The sequence below is a fragment of the Paenibacillus sp. FSL K6-1217 genome, assembly GCF_045040735.1.
In the GTDB taxonomy this organism is placed as follows: domain Bacteria; phylum Bacillota; class Bacilli; order Paenibacillales; family Paenibacillaceae; genus Paenibacillus_AQ.
This window is the reverse complement of sequence record NZ_CP150271.1, coordinates 475,768-490,818: the sequence shown is the minus strand read 5'-3', so window position 1 is coordinate 490,818 and position 15,051 is coordinate 475,768. Positions and strand designations below refer to the sequence as shown.

At 54.7% G+C, this 15,051-nt stretch carries 11 protein-coding genes; 2 read left to right on the top strand and 9 right to left on the bottom strand.

Features of this window, described 5'->3' with window-relative positions; all coding sequences use genetic code 11:
* The first annotated feature begins 28 nt into the window (after positions 1 to 28).
* Complete coding sequence (locus tag MHH28_RS01985; RefSeq protein ID WP_405111060.1) at positions 29 to 820, top strand: helix-turn-helix transcriptional regulator; 792 nt, start codon at positions 29 to 31, stop codon at positions 818 to 820.
* A gap of 105 nt (positions 821 to 925) precedes the next feature.
* On the opposite strand, the gene MHH28_RS01980 is transcribed toward MHH28_RS01985, so the two are convergent.
* Positions 926 to 2,908, bottom strand: coding sequence for a TIM-barrel domain-containing protein (locus MHH28_RS01980; protein WP_405111057.1), 1,983 nt, complete (start codon positions 2,906 to 2,908; stop codon positions 926 to 928).
* Positions 2,909 to 3,033: 125 nt separating this feature from the next.
* Here MHH28_RS01980 and MHH28_RS01975 point away from each other — a divergent pair, with 125 nt between their 5' ends.
* Positions 3,034 to 3,924: a helix-turn-helix domain-containing protein gene (locus MHH28_RS01975; protein WP_405111054.1), complete on the top strand. Its 891-nt coding sequence runs from the start codon at positions 3,034 to 3,036 to the stop codon at positions 3,922 to 3,924.
* Here MHH28_RS01975 and MHH28_RS01970 read toward each other — a convergent pair.
* From MHH28_RS01970 to MHH28_RS01935, 8 genes are all read right to left on the bottom strand, one after another.
* Positions 3,921 to 5,432, bottom strand: a complete 1,512-nt coding sequence (locus tag MHH28_RS01970) for a glycoside hydrolase 43 family protein (protein WP_405111051.1) — start codon at positions 5,430 to 5,432, stop codon at positions 3,921 to 3,923. The two genes, MHH28_RS01975 and MHH28_RS01970, sit on opposite strands and share 4 nt — an antisense overlap.
* 19 nt (positions 5,433 to 5,451) lie before the next feature.
* Positions 5,452 to 6,885 carry a glycoside hydrolase family 43 protein gene (locus MHH28_RS01965; protein ID WP_405111048.1) on the bottom strand — a complete coding sequence of 478 codons (1,434 nt, stop codon included), beginning with the start codon at positions 6,883 to 6,885 and terminating at the stop codon, positions 5,452 to 5,454.
* 43 nt (positions 6,886 to 6,928) lie between these two features.
* Positions 6,929 to 7,948 (bottom strand): endo-1,4-beta-xylanase, encoded by a 1,020-nt coding sequence (locus MHH28_RS01960; protein WP_405111045.1) that lies wholly within the window; start codon positions 7,946 to 7,948, stop codon positions 6,929 to 6,931.
* A 118-nt stretch (positions 7,949 to 8,066) separates the two neighbouring features.
* Entirely contained in the window at positions 8,067 to 9,587 is a 1,521-nt protein-coding gene (locus tag MHH28_RS01955; RefSeq protein ID WP_405111042.1) for a response regulator, read from the bottom strand.
* Entirely contained in the window at positions 9,580 to 11,388 is a 1,809-nt protein-coding gene (locus MHH28_RS01950; protein ID WP_405111039.1) for a sensor histidine kinase, read from the bottom strand. The genes MHH28_RS01955 and MHH28_RS01950 overlap by 8 nt, the downstream gene beginning before the upstream one ends.
* A 24-nt stretch (positions 11,389 to 11,412) precedes the next feature.
* A complete protein-coding gene (locus MHH28_RS01945) occupies positions 11,413 to 12,945 on the bottom strand; it encodes a response regulator (protein ID WP_405111036.1) in 1,533 nt (510 codons plus the stop codon).
* Between the two features lie 135 nt (positions 12,946 to 13,080).
* Entirely contained in the window at positions 13,081 to 13,992 is a 912-nt protein-coding gene (locus MHH28_RS01940; RefSeq protein WP_405111033.1) for a carbohydrate ABC transporter permease, read from the bottom strand.
* 14 nt (positions 13,993 to 14,006) lie between these two features.
* Positions 14,007 to 14,993, bottom strand: coding sequence for a sugar ABC transporter permease (locus MHH28_RS01935; protein ID WP_036693453.1), 987 nt, complete (start codon positions 14,991 to 14,993; stop codon positions 14,007 to 14,009).
* Positions 14,994 to 15,051 lie beyond the last annotated feature (58 nt).

The following is a 15,051-nucleotide window of genomic DNA, read 5'->3' as shown; positions in this document are numbered from 1 at the left end:
TTGATCTATCCGAAGAAAGGAGAAGCCCATGCCCACCATTCACTACGTGGAATACGATGCTGCACATCCGGCCAATTTTGTCTATAGTATCCCCGAAGGACTGGACGCCTGGCTCCTTGTCCTGACCCAGACTCCGGCGGTGTTTGAAGTAGACGGCGAATTGAAGGAATTTCCTGCTCACTCCGTTGCCTTGTATCCGCCTGGGCACAACATCTATTACCGGGCCTGCTCCAAAAGATACGTGAACGACTGGGTCCGTTTCGATGCAGATGAATCCTACATCACCGAAAGCGTCCTGCCGCTGGGCAGCCCCTTCTCCCTGCCCGATCCCGGGTACTGCCACCAGCTGTTCCAGCTGTTGACGCTGGAGAACTCGTTCCAGAACGATTACCGGGAGCTCTCCATTGACTACCTGTTCCGCATCTTGTTCAACAAGCTGTCCGAAGCGTCCCAGGACAAGCTGACGCCGCAGTATTATAACCTGCTGGAGCTGCGCAAGACGCTGTACAGCAATCCTGGCCATCCTTGGACCGTATCGACAATGGCCGGATATCTGCACATCAGTACCGGCTACCTCCAGACCATCTACAAATCCGCCTTCGGCATCTCCTGCATGGAGGATGTCATCCACTGCCGGATTCGGCTGGCCAAGGAGAAGCTGGGCTTCGGCCAGCACAAAATCGCAGAGATCGCCGCCCTCTGCGGCTACGCCAATGTCGAGCATTTCTGCCGCCAGTTCCGGCAGCTGACCGGCTTCTCCCCCCGGGCCTACCGGGAGCGGCTGGCTTCCAAACAGCCACTGATCCGGGAGGAGGAATAGCGGGAGTGTAAAAGGGTCGGATTCAGTTTTTCGCACACATTCCGCCCCAACTATCAAAAGCAGCGACCCTCCGTCGGAGAATCGCTGCTCTTGTTCACACTATCCTTACTCCTCAGCCCCGCTAAGGAGCGGCAGCACAGCACCGTCCCGCACAAACAGCGGAATCTGCGTGAGCGGCGCATCGACCGTGATAGCCTGCCCGCCGGCATAGGCTGTGCCGGTATAGACATGCGTCCACTCTGAGCCGGACGGCAGATATACCTTGCGTGCCCGTTCGCCTTCGCCCAGCACCGGAGCGACCAGCAGATCGGGGCCGAACATATACTGGTCCTCGATATCCCAGGCCGCCGGATCCTGAGGGAAATCATAGAACAATGGGCGCATTGGCGGCGTGCCCTTCTCATGCGCAGCCTCCATCAGTCCGCGGATATAAGGCTTCAACCGCTCTCTCATCTGCATGAACTCTTTGAAGATGGCATACGCCTCTTCCCCGTAGCTCCATACTTCGTTATCCGAGCCGCTTCCGCATACGCCCCCGCCACGCGTTCCGGTGGGCGGAACAAAAGGGGAACGGTCCCCATGCAGCCTGAATACCGGAGAGAACGCGCCATACTGGAACCAGCGGACCATCAGCTCCCGGAAGGAAGCGTCAGCCGGATTGCCGCCGTGGAAGCCGCCGATGTCGGTGGTCCACCATGGAATTCCGGCCACGGCCATATTCAGTCCGGCCCGGACCTGAATGCCCAGCACCTTGAAGCTGGAGTGAATGTCTCCAGACCATACAAGTGCTCCGTAGCGCTGGCTGCCCGCCCAGGCGGTGCGCACCAGATTGATAATATTCTCCTGACCTTCGGCAGCCATGCCGTCATAGAAGGTCTGGCTGTATTTCACGGGATAGATATTGCCGACCTGCTTGCTGGAGCCGATATGATAGCGGTAGATATCATGGTCATAGACCGTCAGCTCCGGCTCCGCCTCATCGAGCCAGAAGACTTTGATCCCTTTATCATAATAATTCTGCTTAATCAGCCCCCACAGGAACTTACGGGCTTCCGGATTCGTCGCATCGAAGATCGCGTTCTGTCCGAGGAACTGAAATTGCGTCCGCACCCCGCGGTCCGAGCGCAGCAGATACCCTTTTTCCAGCATCTCCTTATAGTTCTCGCTCTCCGTCTGGACGGTCGGCCATACCGAGACCATCAGCTCAATGCCCATCTCCTGCAGCTCCTGCACCATCGCCTCAGGATCTGGCCAATATTCCGGGTCAAACCGCCAGTCGCCCTGATTCGTCCAGTGGAAGAAATCAATGACAATGACGTCAATCGGCAGATTCCGCCGTTTATGCTCCCTCGCCACCTCCAGCAATTCCTCCTGCGTACGGTAGCGGAGCTTGCACTGCCAGAACCCCATGCCATAATCCGGCATCATCGGCACGGTTCCCGTGGCCTTGGCATATGCCTCCTCGATCTCGGCAGGCGAGTCCCCGGCGGTGATCCAGTAATCCAGCTGCTTGGACGACGGGGCTGTCCATTCGGTCACATTCAGACTGAAGTGCGCCTGTCCGATCGCCGGATTATGCCACAGGAACCCGTAACCGGCACTAGACAGCACGAACGGGATACTGATCTGGCTGTTACGGTGAGTCAGCTCCAGCGAACAGCCCTTCAGATTCAGGAAGGAATGCTGGTATTGGCCCATGCCGTACAGCTTCTCCAATGGGTCCGCTTCCAACCGGAGCTTCACAGAGAAATCGCTGCTGCCGGGAACGGCTGCAAGCTCTCTGCCTCCATATTTTAACTGATACGTATCTTCCGTTTCGTTAAGCAACAGCTTGCCATGCTGGTTGTAGAAGAAGATCTGTCCCTTATCCGTAATCTCCGCCCGAATATTTCCATTCACGAGGGTCGAACGTTCCTTGGTAATGGTTATCTTGCTTGAGGTCTGCTCTGCCGGCAGAAGCGCCCACTGCTCATCGGTGATCTCTGAATAAGAAGCCCGGATACGCAGCGAATGCTCTCCCCAAGGCTCTATCCAGACTCTCTCATGGTCATATTCTCTGATCAGTCTGCCATTCTCTTCACGAAACATAGCGTGATCCCTCCAACAGTTCTATAATAAGGTTGCAACCACATTATAAAGAGTGCGAAACCGCGATACTACGCATAAAAGTACGCATATATCATACGATATTACGTTTTTGTGGAGGGATTAAGATGAGTGGAGCTTTCGAAGACAAGCCTTATCCATGGAAAAAAGAGCACACGGAGATTCCCGAGGGCCTGTTTCCCATCAATGTATTTCATATCTGCTTCCCGGACCGCAGCATCATTCCGCCTCATTGGCATGACCATCTCGAATGGATACTCATTACCAAGGGCAGCTTCCGGGTGCAGGTGGGCCCTAGCTCCAGAGAACTGGTGGAGGGGGAGCTGGCCTTTGTCAGCCGGCCCCAGATCCACGCGGCCTATCCTACAGAAGAGGGCAGTGAACTGTATGCGGTCGTCTATAACGAAGCTCTGCTGAACGGGATGAGAGATCTTACCGAGCTTCAGCACATCCGGCCGCTGCTCTCCGGCGAGATCCGGCTGCCCGCCTTCTATGGTGCGGACCAGCCGGTTACACGGCGGATCAGGGCATGTATAGAACAGATCGTGTACAGCTATCAGAACAAAAGCCCCGGTTATGAATTATGTATCAAAGGCGGCTTGTTCTCCTCCCTGGGTCTTGCTTATCCCTTGGCAGAGTTCAAATTACCGCCTTCGAAAAAAGACCGCCAGGAAACAGGCATCCAGCCCTTGCTGATTCATCTCAGCAACCATTTCCATGAACCGCTGACGGTGGAGGAAGCCGCCCGGATCTGCTGCGTGACCCCCAACTACTTCTGTCACCTATTCAAGAAGAACACAGGAAAAACCTTGATTGAATATGTGAACATGCTGCGGGTGCACGAAGCCTGCCGGCTGCTTCAGCTTCGCCAGTATCCGGTTCAGGAGGTGGCCTTCCGGGTGGGCTTCTCCAACCTGACGTATTTCGGACGAATATTCAAACAGAATACTTCCATGACTCCAAGCGTGTATGCTACCCGGTTCAAGACCCGGACTTAGCCCTGCCTGCGATAACGGAAATACTCGAAATCGGCATAACCGCCGGATGAGACGGTTGCATAATTGAACAAGCCAATCCGGTAGCCCATGAAATGATCCAGGGTGTATTTCATATGCAGGGTCTGACCAATGGAATGCCACACCTCACCATCCCCTGAATAGAAGAACCTGGCTTCATCCACACCATCCTTGAAATTGAAATCAATCCGCAGGCAGATCGACTGGCCTGTGAAAGGGATACTCTCTGTCACATAAGGGCTTTTGTCGCCGGGGAAACACATATTTACAGTGTACTGTCCCTGCTCTCCGGCGGCCACCTCAACCGTGCCGTACCCGGACTGGAGAGCAACCATGCCGGCCCGGTCACCTTCGTTCATGCCGCCCAGATACAGCATCGTCTCGGCGCTGCAAGCCGGACCCTCCGTCCGCTGGGTCAGCGTATTTCGGGCCAGCAGAACATTGTCAGCTATCCGGCCTGTGCGCAGCCGCAGACAGCCAGGCCGATCGGTGACCGACCACAGCCCGTTGTCGGGATTGTGGTTCCACTGCCACTGGAGCGCCAGCCGATTGTCTGCATACTCGAACTCATCGCTGATCACAAGCGCCTTCGGCTCCCCGGCGGGAAGCTTCGTCCCGAAGGACACCGGAGCCTTGCCGCCATCTCCGATCACCGGCCAGTCGTTCTCCCAGGTCACAGGGAACACGCAGGGAATACGTCCAACCGCTCCATGATCCTGGAACAGTACAGCGTACCAGTCTCCTTCCTCTGTATCCACCAGCCCGCCTTGCGCCACGCCGTTATTGCGGTAGCCCAGATCATCATCCAGAACAACCCTGTGCTCATATGGGCCCAGCAGCTCCCGGGACCGGTAGCATAGCTGGCGTCTGCGCTGATTCCCCGCCGACGGCCATTCAATGAAAAAGAGGAAGTAGTAGCCGTCCCGCTTATGGGCATGACAGCCTTCCATCCGCAGCATGATGTCCTTACGCTCGCCTTCCAGCAGCAGCTGATCCGTTCCGCCAGGCTTCACAGCCGTCAGATCCGCTGTCAGCTCCCGGACCCGGATATCCCCGTTCCCGTAGATCACGTAATTGCGGCCGTCATCATCCAGCAGCAGCGCCGGGTCATGGTACAGCCCCGGAATAACCGAACGCTCCCATGGCCCATGCTCAATATTCCGGGTCTGGTAGATATAGAACTGATCCATGTCATTGGAGGAGAAGCATACATAGAAGGTCCCGTTCTTGTGACGCAATGATGCCGCCCACGAGCCGCTGGCATAGATGCCTTTGCCGTCCTCCAGCCGGTGGGCCTCGTTGTCCTCGAAGGTGTCATAGACGTAACCCGTTATCTCCCAGTCCTTCAGATTCACCGACTTCATAATCGGACAGCCCGGCATGGAGTGCATGCTGGTACTGACCATATAGAACACCTGGCCGACCCGGATCACATCCACATCCGGGACATCTGCCCATATCACTGGATTGGTAATGCTGGCTGTATTCAATATGCCCGCCCCCTTGATGTTATTTATCTTGTGGTGTGAATTGCCAATGGGCCAGCTTGAACAAGCCCTTATCGCTCTCTCCCGCGAATACCAGATAGAGGTTGTGAACTCCCGCCGCTCCCTGAACCTCCGTCTTCAGCTCCAGCCATTCCTGCGTGCCGTCCGCTGCCGGAACCGCCAGTCTGCCGATGAGCGGACCTGCCGGTTCATCCAGATGCAGCTCCAGCACGCCGCCCGCTTCCAGGCTCAGCACCGAAGCCCGGAACGACTCCGCTCCGCTGCCGAAGTCTACCCCGGATAGTCCGATCCAGCCGCCGCGCTCAAGATCCGTAACCGCCTGAACTCCGCCCTCGGACAGGTATTCCGTCTTCACCCCCGCGCTCCAGCCCATTGTTGCCGCCGGAATACGTTCATAAGGATTCAAGGTGCCAAGCTGTTGCACACCCTCGTAGTCCGCGTGAATCTCCTGAATGGACCCGTCCTCGTGATGAGTCAGGCGGTTAAGATGTGTGGAGCGGTAGCCGTTGGCAATCCCTTGGGCCTTGGACAGGGTCTGGGCGTGATAAGCAATATACCAGCTATCACGGAACTGGAAAATCGCATGATGGTTGTTCCCGGACACACCGAAGAAATGTCCCGGATTCTTCAGGATCGTGCGGTGATACGTCCAGGGCCCCATCGGATGCTCACTTGTCATATAGGCAATCTCTCCCGCCGGAGGGCTGCCCTCCGGCCGCTGCCCGTCATAGAAGTTCGAGCAGTAGGTATAATAGTAGACTCCGTTCCACTTATGGATTCCGGCATCCTCGAACATGAACGGGGCCGGAATGACTTCCGCCGTGCCCACCACGCTGGTCATATCCTCACCCAGCGGCATCACCCGTGCTGTGCCCGGTTCGGCGAACTGTCCTTCCGGGACACCGCCTCCGAAGTAGATATACCCCTTGCCGTCATCATCCACCAGCACCGCCGGATCGAACAGCCAGGTCACATCCTCGACCCCAGGTGTGGAGCGCAGAATCAGCGCTTCCCCGATCGGGTCCACCCATGGTCCCACCGGACTGTCACTCGACAGCACGCCGATGCCGCTGGCGTTATTGGCGAAGTAGAGGAAGAACTTATCCCGGCCGTCAATCACTGTATGCACCGCTGCCGGTGCCCAGGACTGGGTTGCCCATTTCGCCGCACCCTCCGGCCCGGCCACGGCAATCGCGCCATGATCGGTCCAGTTCACCAGATCAGTGGACGAGATTACGGTAATTGTATTAATGCTGCTGTAAGAATTCTCTTTCACCGCACCGTTCTCATCATACTCCAGGGCGTCGTTGGTCATGTACAGATAGACTCTGTCCCCGAATACCAGGGCGTAAGGATCGGCTCCGTATCTGTGTGCCACCAGCGGATTGCCGTTCGGCTGTACCTTGCCGGCAGCCTGCTTCAGTTGAGTTGTCATTTGTTTCCCTCCAGATCTGATAAAGTGTCAGCTTAAAATAATATTAGGATTGCGGTGCGGCCAGCCCGGCCAGCCGGGCGAATGAAGCCTTGGGCTGCTTCTGCTCATCGAACAGGAACGGCCAGTTCTTGCGTCCCCGGACGGGGAAGCCGTCCAGCCAGGTATAATCATCGGCCACGCCCCAGAAGGTCACCGAATCAATAGAGTCCTTGAATTCCAGCAGCAGGGCGAAGATCTCGGCATAACGCTCCTCCTGTAGCTTCAGCATTTCAGCTGTTGGCGCTTTCAAATCCGTGCGCTTATCGTCATGGTCGAACACGGAGAGATCCAGTTCAGTAATGTGGATCTTCAGTCCCAGCGACGAATACAGCTTAAGCGCATTGCGGATCTCATCAATGGAAGGGCCGTAGATATTCCAATGTCCCTGCATCCCGATCCCGTGAATCGGCGTATTCTGGTCCAGCAGGCTGCGCACCAGCTTGTAGATTTTGCTGCTCTTGACAGGATCGGTCTCATTATAGTCGTTATAGAACAGCAGAGCGTCGGGGTCTGCCTGATGCGCCATTTCAAACGCCTGGCGGAGATAATCCTCGCCGATGATCTCCAGCCACCGGGTATCCCGCAGGTACTGGTCTGTTTTATCCTCAATTGCTTCATTAACCACATCCCAGGCATACGCCCGTCCCCGGTAACGGCCAACTACCGTGTTGATATGGGTCTGCAGGCGGGCAAGCAATTGCTCTCTGCTGCACGCTCCGCCTTCTGCATCCCGGAACATCCAGTCTCCGGTCTGGTTATGCCACAGTAGCGTATGCCCCCGGACACCGATCCCGTGTGCCTCTGCGAATTCGAAGATACCGTCCGCAGCCCCGAAGGTGAACTCTCCCTCCTGCGGCTGAACCAGAGCCGGCTTCATCTCATTCTCAGCGGTGATGCTGTTATAATGCCTGGCAATGAAAGGACCCTGGGCAGCTATAATACCCGTACTGACGGCAGCTCCTATCTTGAAGGCCTCCCGGAACATTTCATGTAATGCAGGAATTTCGCTGCTCGCTTGTTTCATCTTTGCTAACCTCCTGTAGTTGATAACATTTTTGGACAACTCTCTCTATCATAACGCATTTGAATGCGTTTTCCATCACCATAGTAAAGACTTGGACCCTAATAAATAAATGGATACTCTATCCTTGTCCGGACTGGGCCTGTTCCCGGAAGGCCACCGGCTTGAGAGCGGTCCGTTTCTCGAACTCTCTTAAGAAGTGATGATAGTGCACATAGCCCACACTCTCCACAATGCTTCTGACCGTATCGTGAGTTTCAATCAGCCGCTTCTTGGCCGCTTCGATCCGCAGATTATGAATGTACTCCAGAATGCTGATGCCGTGCTTTTTGATGAAGGCCTGGCCCAGATACACCGGATTGATATAGAAATGCTCGGCAACCTCTTTTACAGTCAGATGCTCCGAGTAATGATCTCTCAGAAAGCATTCCACGCGGATCAGCGGATGCTCGGAGTTGCGCTCCTTGTGCTGCCGGATATAATTCATACTGGTGGAGAGAGCCGTCTCCAGGGTAACCTGCAGATCTTCCAGGGATTTGGGCTCGGTTCTGAAAAAATCAAGCGTTCCGATCCACTGATCGTCCGTGCCTCCGAATTCCTTCAGCAGCTCCATGCTCCGCAGCATGATATCCATGCCCGTCATCTGTACCAATCCCGGATCGGTCCGGTTCTCCTTGAACCCGCTGAACAATTCGCGCAGCTTCTCCGCTGCCTTCTGCTCATGCAGCCGCTCGACCGCGCCGATGATCTCCTCAATCAGCTCTGCGGAAGGGAGCGTGTAATTCACCTGGCCTCCAGCTTCACTGGCCGAATCCACCGGACCACACCGGTCCGAATAGAAGTAGTGGCGGGCCGCAGCGCCTGCCGCTTCCCGGTAGGAGACCGGCAGCTCGCGGAGGGAACGCACACTTGGCCCGATGCTGACGGAGCCCTTCACCCCGCTGCGGGTCAGCCCGGCGTATAGCTGCTCCGCCAGCCCGGATGCCTCCGCCGAGCTCTCCACAACCAGCCCGGCCTGATCCCCCGGCAGATCAATGAACATGGCGCCAGCGGGTCCGGCAAGCTCCCGGCAGAGCTCTGTAATATGGCTGCTTGGGCCCTCCACATGCAGATAAGTCCAGCCCGTGGCTGCCTCATCCAGGCGGTCCATCTGCTCCGCCGCTTCCTCTTCCGGCTCCGCCCAGTGGCCTTCAAGCATGCGCGCTACCGCCAGCGGCAGCAGCCGGCTGGCCAGCATGCTCTGCTGCATCTTCTGCTTCAGGCGCAGCTCCAGCTCGTCTGTAATATCGATAAGCACCTTATCCCATTCCGCATCAACGACCGGCTTCAGCAGGTAATGCCTTACCCCATAACGAATGGCGGTTCTGGCATATTCAAATTCGCCGTAGCCGCTGAGCACGATGAAGACCGGCTGTTCCATGTCAAGGCTGCGTACGCGCCGGATCAGCTCCAGCCCGTCAATCCCCGGCATGCGGATATCTGTAATCACCAGATCGGGCGAGCTGCGGATAATGGCGGCCAGCGCCTCCTCCCCGTTCTCACAGGCGCCGCATACCTCAAAGCCCAGCTCCCCCCAGTCAGTCAGCGTCTGCAGACCCTCTAATGCGAGGGTCTCATCATCTGCGAGCACTACTTTATACATGAGATTCCTCCCCTGCCGGAACCAGACTCAAGTTCCCCGGAATCTGGATGGTAATGACCGTCCGTTCATACTCGGTGCTCTCAATGCGGAATGTTGCCCTGCCGTTATAGTACAGCATGAGTCGCTTATACACATTGCGGAGCCCGACATTCTGCCCCGAATCCTCCCCTGTTTCCAGATGGGACTTAATCCATTCCAGCTTCTCCTTCTCAATTCCTTTGCCATTGTCAGTGACCACAATCTGCAGACCTGTGTCATTCCGCGAAGCGGACACATGGATTTCCCTGGCCCATTTGACCGACTGCAGGCCGTGCTTGCAGGAATTCTCCACTAAGGCCTGTATGCTCATCTTGGGAATCCGGCATTTCAGCACCTCCGGCTCAATATCCAGCTCATAAGAGAACCGGTTCTGGAAGCGGAATTTCTCAATCTGCAGATACATTTCAATGAAGGATACTTCCTCCTCCACCGTAATCAGATCATCCTTCCAGCTCAGCAGCCTGCGCATAATCAGGGCCAGATTCCTTATGACATCGGTGACTTGCTCATATTTATATTTCTTACAGATGACCAGGATGGCATTCAGCGTATTGAATAGAAAATGAGGGTCCACCTGGCTCTCCAGATATTTCAGCTCGGCCCGTACCCTCTCCAGCTCCAGATCCTTCTTCTGAATCTCCAGCTTATAGACATCATTGATCAGATTGCGGATTTTGCCGGTCATCAGATTGAAGCTGCGGATCAGACCGCCAATCTCGTCCCTTCCCTCATACATGTCAATGCTCTCGAACTGCTCATATTTGATAAGCTTCATATGCTTGTAGAGCAGCCTTACCCGAAGATTGTACGAGCGTATAATAACACTCATGAGCAAGGTGGGAATGATGATCGTCAGCAGAACCAGAATCAGCGAATTCCTGAGCGCACGGTCCATCTCATGGTTGATCTGACGCCCCTCGGGAGTTCCGACCAGCCGCCAGCCTTTGGTGTAAGCGGCACTGCTAAGTGGCCGGACAATCTGCTTGGCAGGATGATCAAGACTGGTGTCCACATTCAGCAAGGCACCCGCATCCAGCGAGGAGAAGGAACCGTCCGAGGCCAGCACGACCCGGTCTTTCTCATCCAGCAGCTTGAAGTCCAGATAGTCACGCTCCTTCTGGAACAGATCCTGCACGCTGTTCAGCCGCAGATCGATCCGCAGATACTTCGTGTAGGGCTGGCCGGTGAAGTTATCCAGCTTGCGGATCAGGCTGACCAGCACCTCCTGCTGTGGCGGATTCAGCGGATTGGTCCCCTGGTACGAGGTCAACAGCACCTTGTCCGAGCTGCTGGAGATTTTGCGGTACCACTCACTCTGTTTATCTGAATCGGACAGAATGAAATAACTGTTCCCGTTCTGGATCGTCGGATTGGAGGTATAGATGCCCATCCAGGAGATATAGGAGTGAAGATTGCTGTACTGCCGCAGCTTATCCTTCAGGGAATCATTATAGGCATCATAATAAGCCTCATTATCCGGGTAAGCATAATCCATCATCTCCATATAGGACCGGTCCGCAGCCACCGTGTTACTGATCGCCACGCATTCGTTCACGATCTGCATCAGATCATAGACCACCCGGTCTACCGAAATCTCCAGGTTCTCCCTCTCCCGCGCCTCCACATTACGGCTAATCTGTACATAAAAGAGGGCATTGATGCTAAGTATGGGGACGAGCACACACAGTAAGTAGATAAACAAAAACTTGTATTTGAGCGGAATATCATTAATGAAGGCAGATGGCTTCCGGTTATCCTTCATGTCAGCCCTCTCCTCCCTCTTGAATTAACTCTTCTTGTATACGGAAGGCGTCACTCCGTTAAGCGCCTTGAACTTGGCGGCGAACACATCGGCGTCTGAATACCCCACCCTGCTTGCGATATCCGATATCCCCATATCGGTCCGGCGTAGCAGCTTCTTGGCTTCTTCAATGCGGAATTCATGGAGATAATCGTTAAAGGAGCTGCCGTAATGTTTCTTGAACCGTTGGCCCAGGTAGGCGGAATTCACATGCAGATGCTTCGCAATATCCTGCAGCTTCAGCTTCTCCTGATAATGCCCGCGGACATACTCTATCGCTGCGGACACGATCTGATCCTCTGCCCTGCCGTCCGCAGCCGCAGCGAACCACTCAGCCGCCTCGCACAGCTCCTGCTCTGTCTGACGCTCCAGCAGCGGCAGGCAGCCGGCCGTATGCCGGGACGGGAACCATTTCTGCACCCACTGCGCATAGTCTCCCCCTCTGGCGGTAATTTCACGTAGCAGTTCTGCTTTGATATTGGCCAGAAAAGCGTCGATCCAGGAGCTCGAAGCCCCCTCCGCCGAGAAGATCTTGAACACCTCGCCAATCTGCGCAGTAAGAGGTTCGGTCTTCCCTTCGGTGACAGATTGCAGCAGCGAACGTCTCAGCTCTGCCGGAAGCATGGCCATCTGTGTCTTGTCCTGCTTCCCGAAGAAGCCGGCCACCTCGTCTCCGGGGGCATCCGGCCTGCACAGCTCAGCAGCCAGCGCCTCTTGATACGCCAAATTCAGAGCCTCCGGGCCCTGATGCTGAAGACTTGCCGTGAAAAAGACCGGCGCGCTGTACAGCGGCCGCATCTCTGCAATCCAGCGGGTAAGCAGTGCCTGGTCCAGCTCCGGTCCATCCTGCGGTGACACCAGCAGATACCCGTGCTTCCCGCTCCCAGCGGTGAACGGATAGACGGAAATGCCGCGCAGCGGCTCCTTTCCGCTCACGGCAACGACCTGCTCACGCATTTGCAGGCTGTCCGGCGCTGCTCCATGGACCAGAACACAGCACAGCAGCGAGGCCGGAGAGATCCCCAGCGTCTTCAGCCCCTTTTCCCGCTCCTCCTCCGTATTCTCCCGCATCAGAAGCCGGGATACGGTATCCTCCTGCATCAGCGCCGAGAGCGCCTCGCGGCGGGAGGACGCCTTGCGTTCTTTAAGGATCTGTTCAGTGACCGTCTGCAGCGCCTCCGTCAGCTCCTGCTCATCCAGAGGCTTGGTCAAATAATTGGATACTCCGTATTTTAGGGCCCGCTTGGCATACTCAAAGTCAGCATAGCCGCTAAAAATAATAAACTTCGGCCGGACCTCACTCTCCGAAGCTCTGCGGATCAGTTCAAGGCCGTCGATGACCGGCATACGCACATCGGTGATGACCAGATCCGGGCGGGTGCTGCCGATCAGCTGCAGCGCATCCTCCCCGTCCAGTGCCTCGCCGCATACTTCATAGTTGAGTGCCTCCCAGTCGACCAGGAAGCGCAGCCCCTCCAGCATCAGCGGCTCATCATCAGCAAACAGTACCTTAAGCATTGAATCACCATCTTTATAGAAGGATTAAGAGTCCTTCCGGACTCACAAGGATTGGATTGAACAGGAGAAACCGCTTCGGCTGCACCCGAAACGGTTATATTATACATATTTTCCTTATATAATTCTTAATGACAATTATTCTTTCACGCTACCCAGGTTCAATCCTACCACGAAATACTTCTGCAAGAAAGGGTAGACGAATAGAATCGGAACCGCGGTAACGATCGTAATCGCTGAACGCATGGAAGCTGGCGTAACCAGCGACTGGACCTGGTTGTTCTGGCCTCCCGCAAGCATCGATGGATCATTGTTCGCACTCATGATGGAGCCCAGCATCTTCATCATTTCGTATTGCAGCGTGCTAAGCTTGATATCCGAGGAGGCATAGAGGAATGTGTCAAACCAGGAGTTCCATGAGCCTACGGCGATAAACAGTGCGACAGTTGCCAGTACAGGCGTACAGAGCGGGAAGATGATTTTCCAGAAAATTCTGAATTCCCCCGCCCCGTCAATCTTCGCCGATTCGGTAAGGCTGAACGGAAGCCCGCGGATATACGTCCGCATAATAATCAGGTTGAACGCGCTGACCAGACTCGGCAGGATATAGACCATGAAGTTATGCAGCAGGCCCATATTCTTGATCAGGAAGTAGTTCGGAATCAGCCCGGCATTGAAATACATAGTCAGGATGAACAGCAGGCCGATCTTTTTGCGGAAAATATATTGCGGCTGCGCCAGTGCATAAGCGAGCATCGTAGTAAGGAACACACCGAGCATCGTTGAGATTATCGTACGGGATACCGAGATAAATGCGGCATGATAGATTGTTCCTGATATAAAGACCGCCCGGTAATTCTCCAGCGTCCATACACGGGGCCAGAGGTAGATTCCCCCGGTAAGCGTGTCACTGCCGTCATTGAAGGATACCGCCAGCGTCTGGAGGAACGGATAGAGCGTAACAGTTACCACAAAGAGCATAAATATCGTGTTGAATGTATGAAATACAACCGGCTCAATCCGGCTTGAACCTTTGGTCGAGGCTTTCATATGGGCTTCCTCCTCTATAGTAATCGCTCTTCGCCGAGGCGTTTTGCGACATTATTTGCGATAAATACGAGAATGACACTGACAATCGTTTTGAAGATCCCTGCCGCTGTAGCCAGCGAGTAGTTCCCCATGGCCAGACCATACTTTACTACAAAGATATCAATGGTTTGCGAATAGTCCACAGTAAGTCCGTTGCCCAGCAGATATTGAAGCTCGAAGCCGGCATCGAGAATATGTCCAATGTTCATAATCAGCAAAATAACGAATGTAGCCTTAATTCCCGGAAGCGTGATATAACGCATTTTTTGAAAACGTTTCGCGCCGTCAATGGAAGCTGCCTCGTACAAGGAAGGATCGATGGAGGTAATAGCAGCCAGATAGATGATCGTCCCCCAGCCCACCTCTTTCCACACGTTCGATGCCCCGATAATGCCCCAGAAGTATTTCCCTTCACTGAGCCACATAATCGGATCTTTAATCAGGTGAAGCTTCATTAGAACGACATTGACAATCCCGCCATCGATGGAGAGTGAAGTGGATACAATCCCCGCAGCGATAACCATGGACAGAAAGTGCGGCAAATACGAAATCGACTGAACCGCCCGCTTGAAGAACTTGAGCTTGATTTCATTCAGCAGCAGAGCCAGACCGATCGCCGTAACCGTACCCAGTACCAGGTTAATGAAACTCATCGCAATGGTATTGCGAAGCACCAGCATAAAGGTATCATCAGAGAATAAAAACTTGAATTGCTGCAAGCCTACCCATTCCTGCTGGCCGAAGGACACCGCCGGGCGGTAATTCTGAAAGGCCATGAGCCAGCCCCAAATGGGAACATAGTTGAAGATAATCAGATAGAGTGCAATGGGCACGGACATAAAAATAAGCTGTTTCTGTGTTTTCAGTGTTTTCCAGCTGAGTTCCACACCGATTTCCGGATCGATTTTGCTTTTTCGGGTCTTCTGTTTTTTGACCTGTTTGTCCAGTACGGCATCAGACATGTTGTATTCCCTCCTGTAAAAATCATTCTCTCCACGTTGTCCTGTTCACGCATTCCTA

What these genes read in the sequence shown, in the direction of transcription:
- MHH28_RS01945 (WP_405111036.1), bottom strand. Translation starts at nt 12,945, where the DNA reads ATGCTTAAGGTACTGTTTGCTGATGATGAGCCGCTGATGCTGGAGGGG.
- MHH28_RS01975 (WP_405111054.1), top strand. Translation starts at nt 3,034, where the DNA reads ATGAGTGGAGCTTTCGAAGACAAGCCTTATCCATGGAAAAAAGAGCAC.
- MHH28_RS01940 (WP_405111033.1), bottom strand. Translation starts at nt 13,992, where the DNA reads ATGAAAGCCTCGACCAAAGGTTCAAGCCGGATTGAGCCGGTTGTATTT.
- MHH28_RS01935 (WP_036693453.1), bottom strand. Translation starts at nt 14,993, where the DNA reads ATGTCTGATGCCGTACTGGACAAACAGGTCAAAAAACAGAAGACCCGA.
- MHH28_RS01950 (WP_405111039.1), bottom strand. Translation starts at nt 11,388, where the DNA reads ATGAAGGATAACCGGAAGCCATCTGCCTTCATTAATGATATTCCGCTC.
- MHH28_RS01980 (WP_405111057.1), bottom strand. Translation starts at nt 2,908, where the DNA reads ATGTTTCGTGAAGAGAATGGCAGACTGATCAGAGAATATGACCATGAG.
- MHH28_RS01960 (WP_405111045.1), bottom strand. Translation starts at nt 7,948, where the DNA reads ATGAAACAAGCGAGCAGCGAAATTCCTGCATTACATGAAATGTTCCGG.
- MHH28_RS01985 (WP_405111060.1), top strand. Translation starts at nt 29, where the DNA reads ATGCCCACCATTCACTACGTGGAATACGATGCTGCACATCCGGCCAAT.
- MHH28_RS01965 (WP_405111048.1), bottom strand. Translation starts at nt 6,885, where the DNA reads ATGACAACTCAACTGAAGCAGGCTGCCGGCAAGGTACAGCCGAACGGC.
- MHH28_RS01955 (WP_405111042.1), bottom strand. Translation starts at nt 9,587, where the DNA reads ATGTATAAAGTAGTGCTCGCAGATGATGAGACCCTCGCATTAGAGGGT.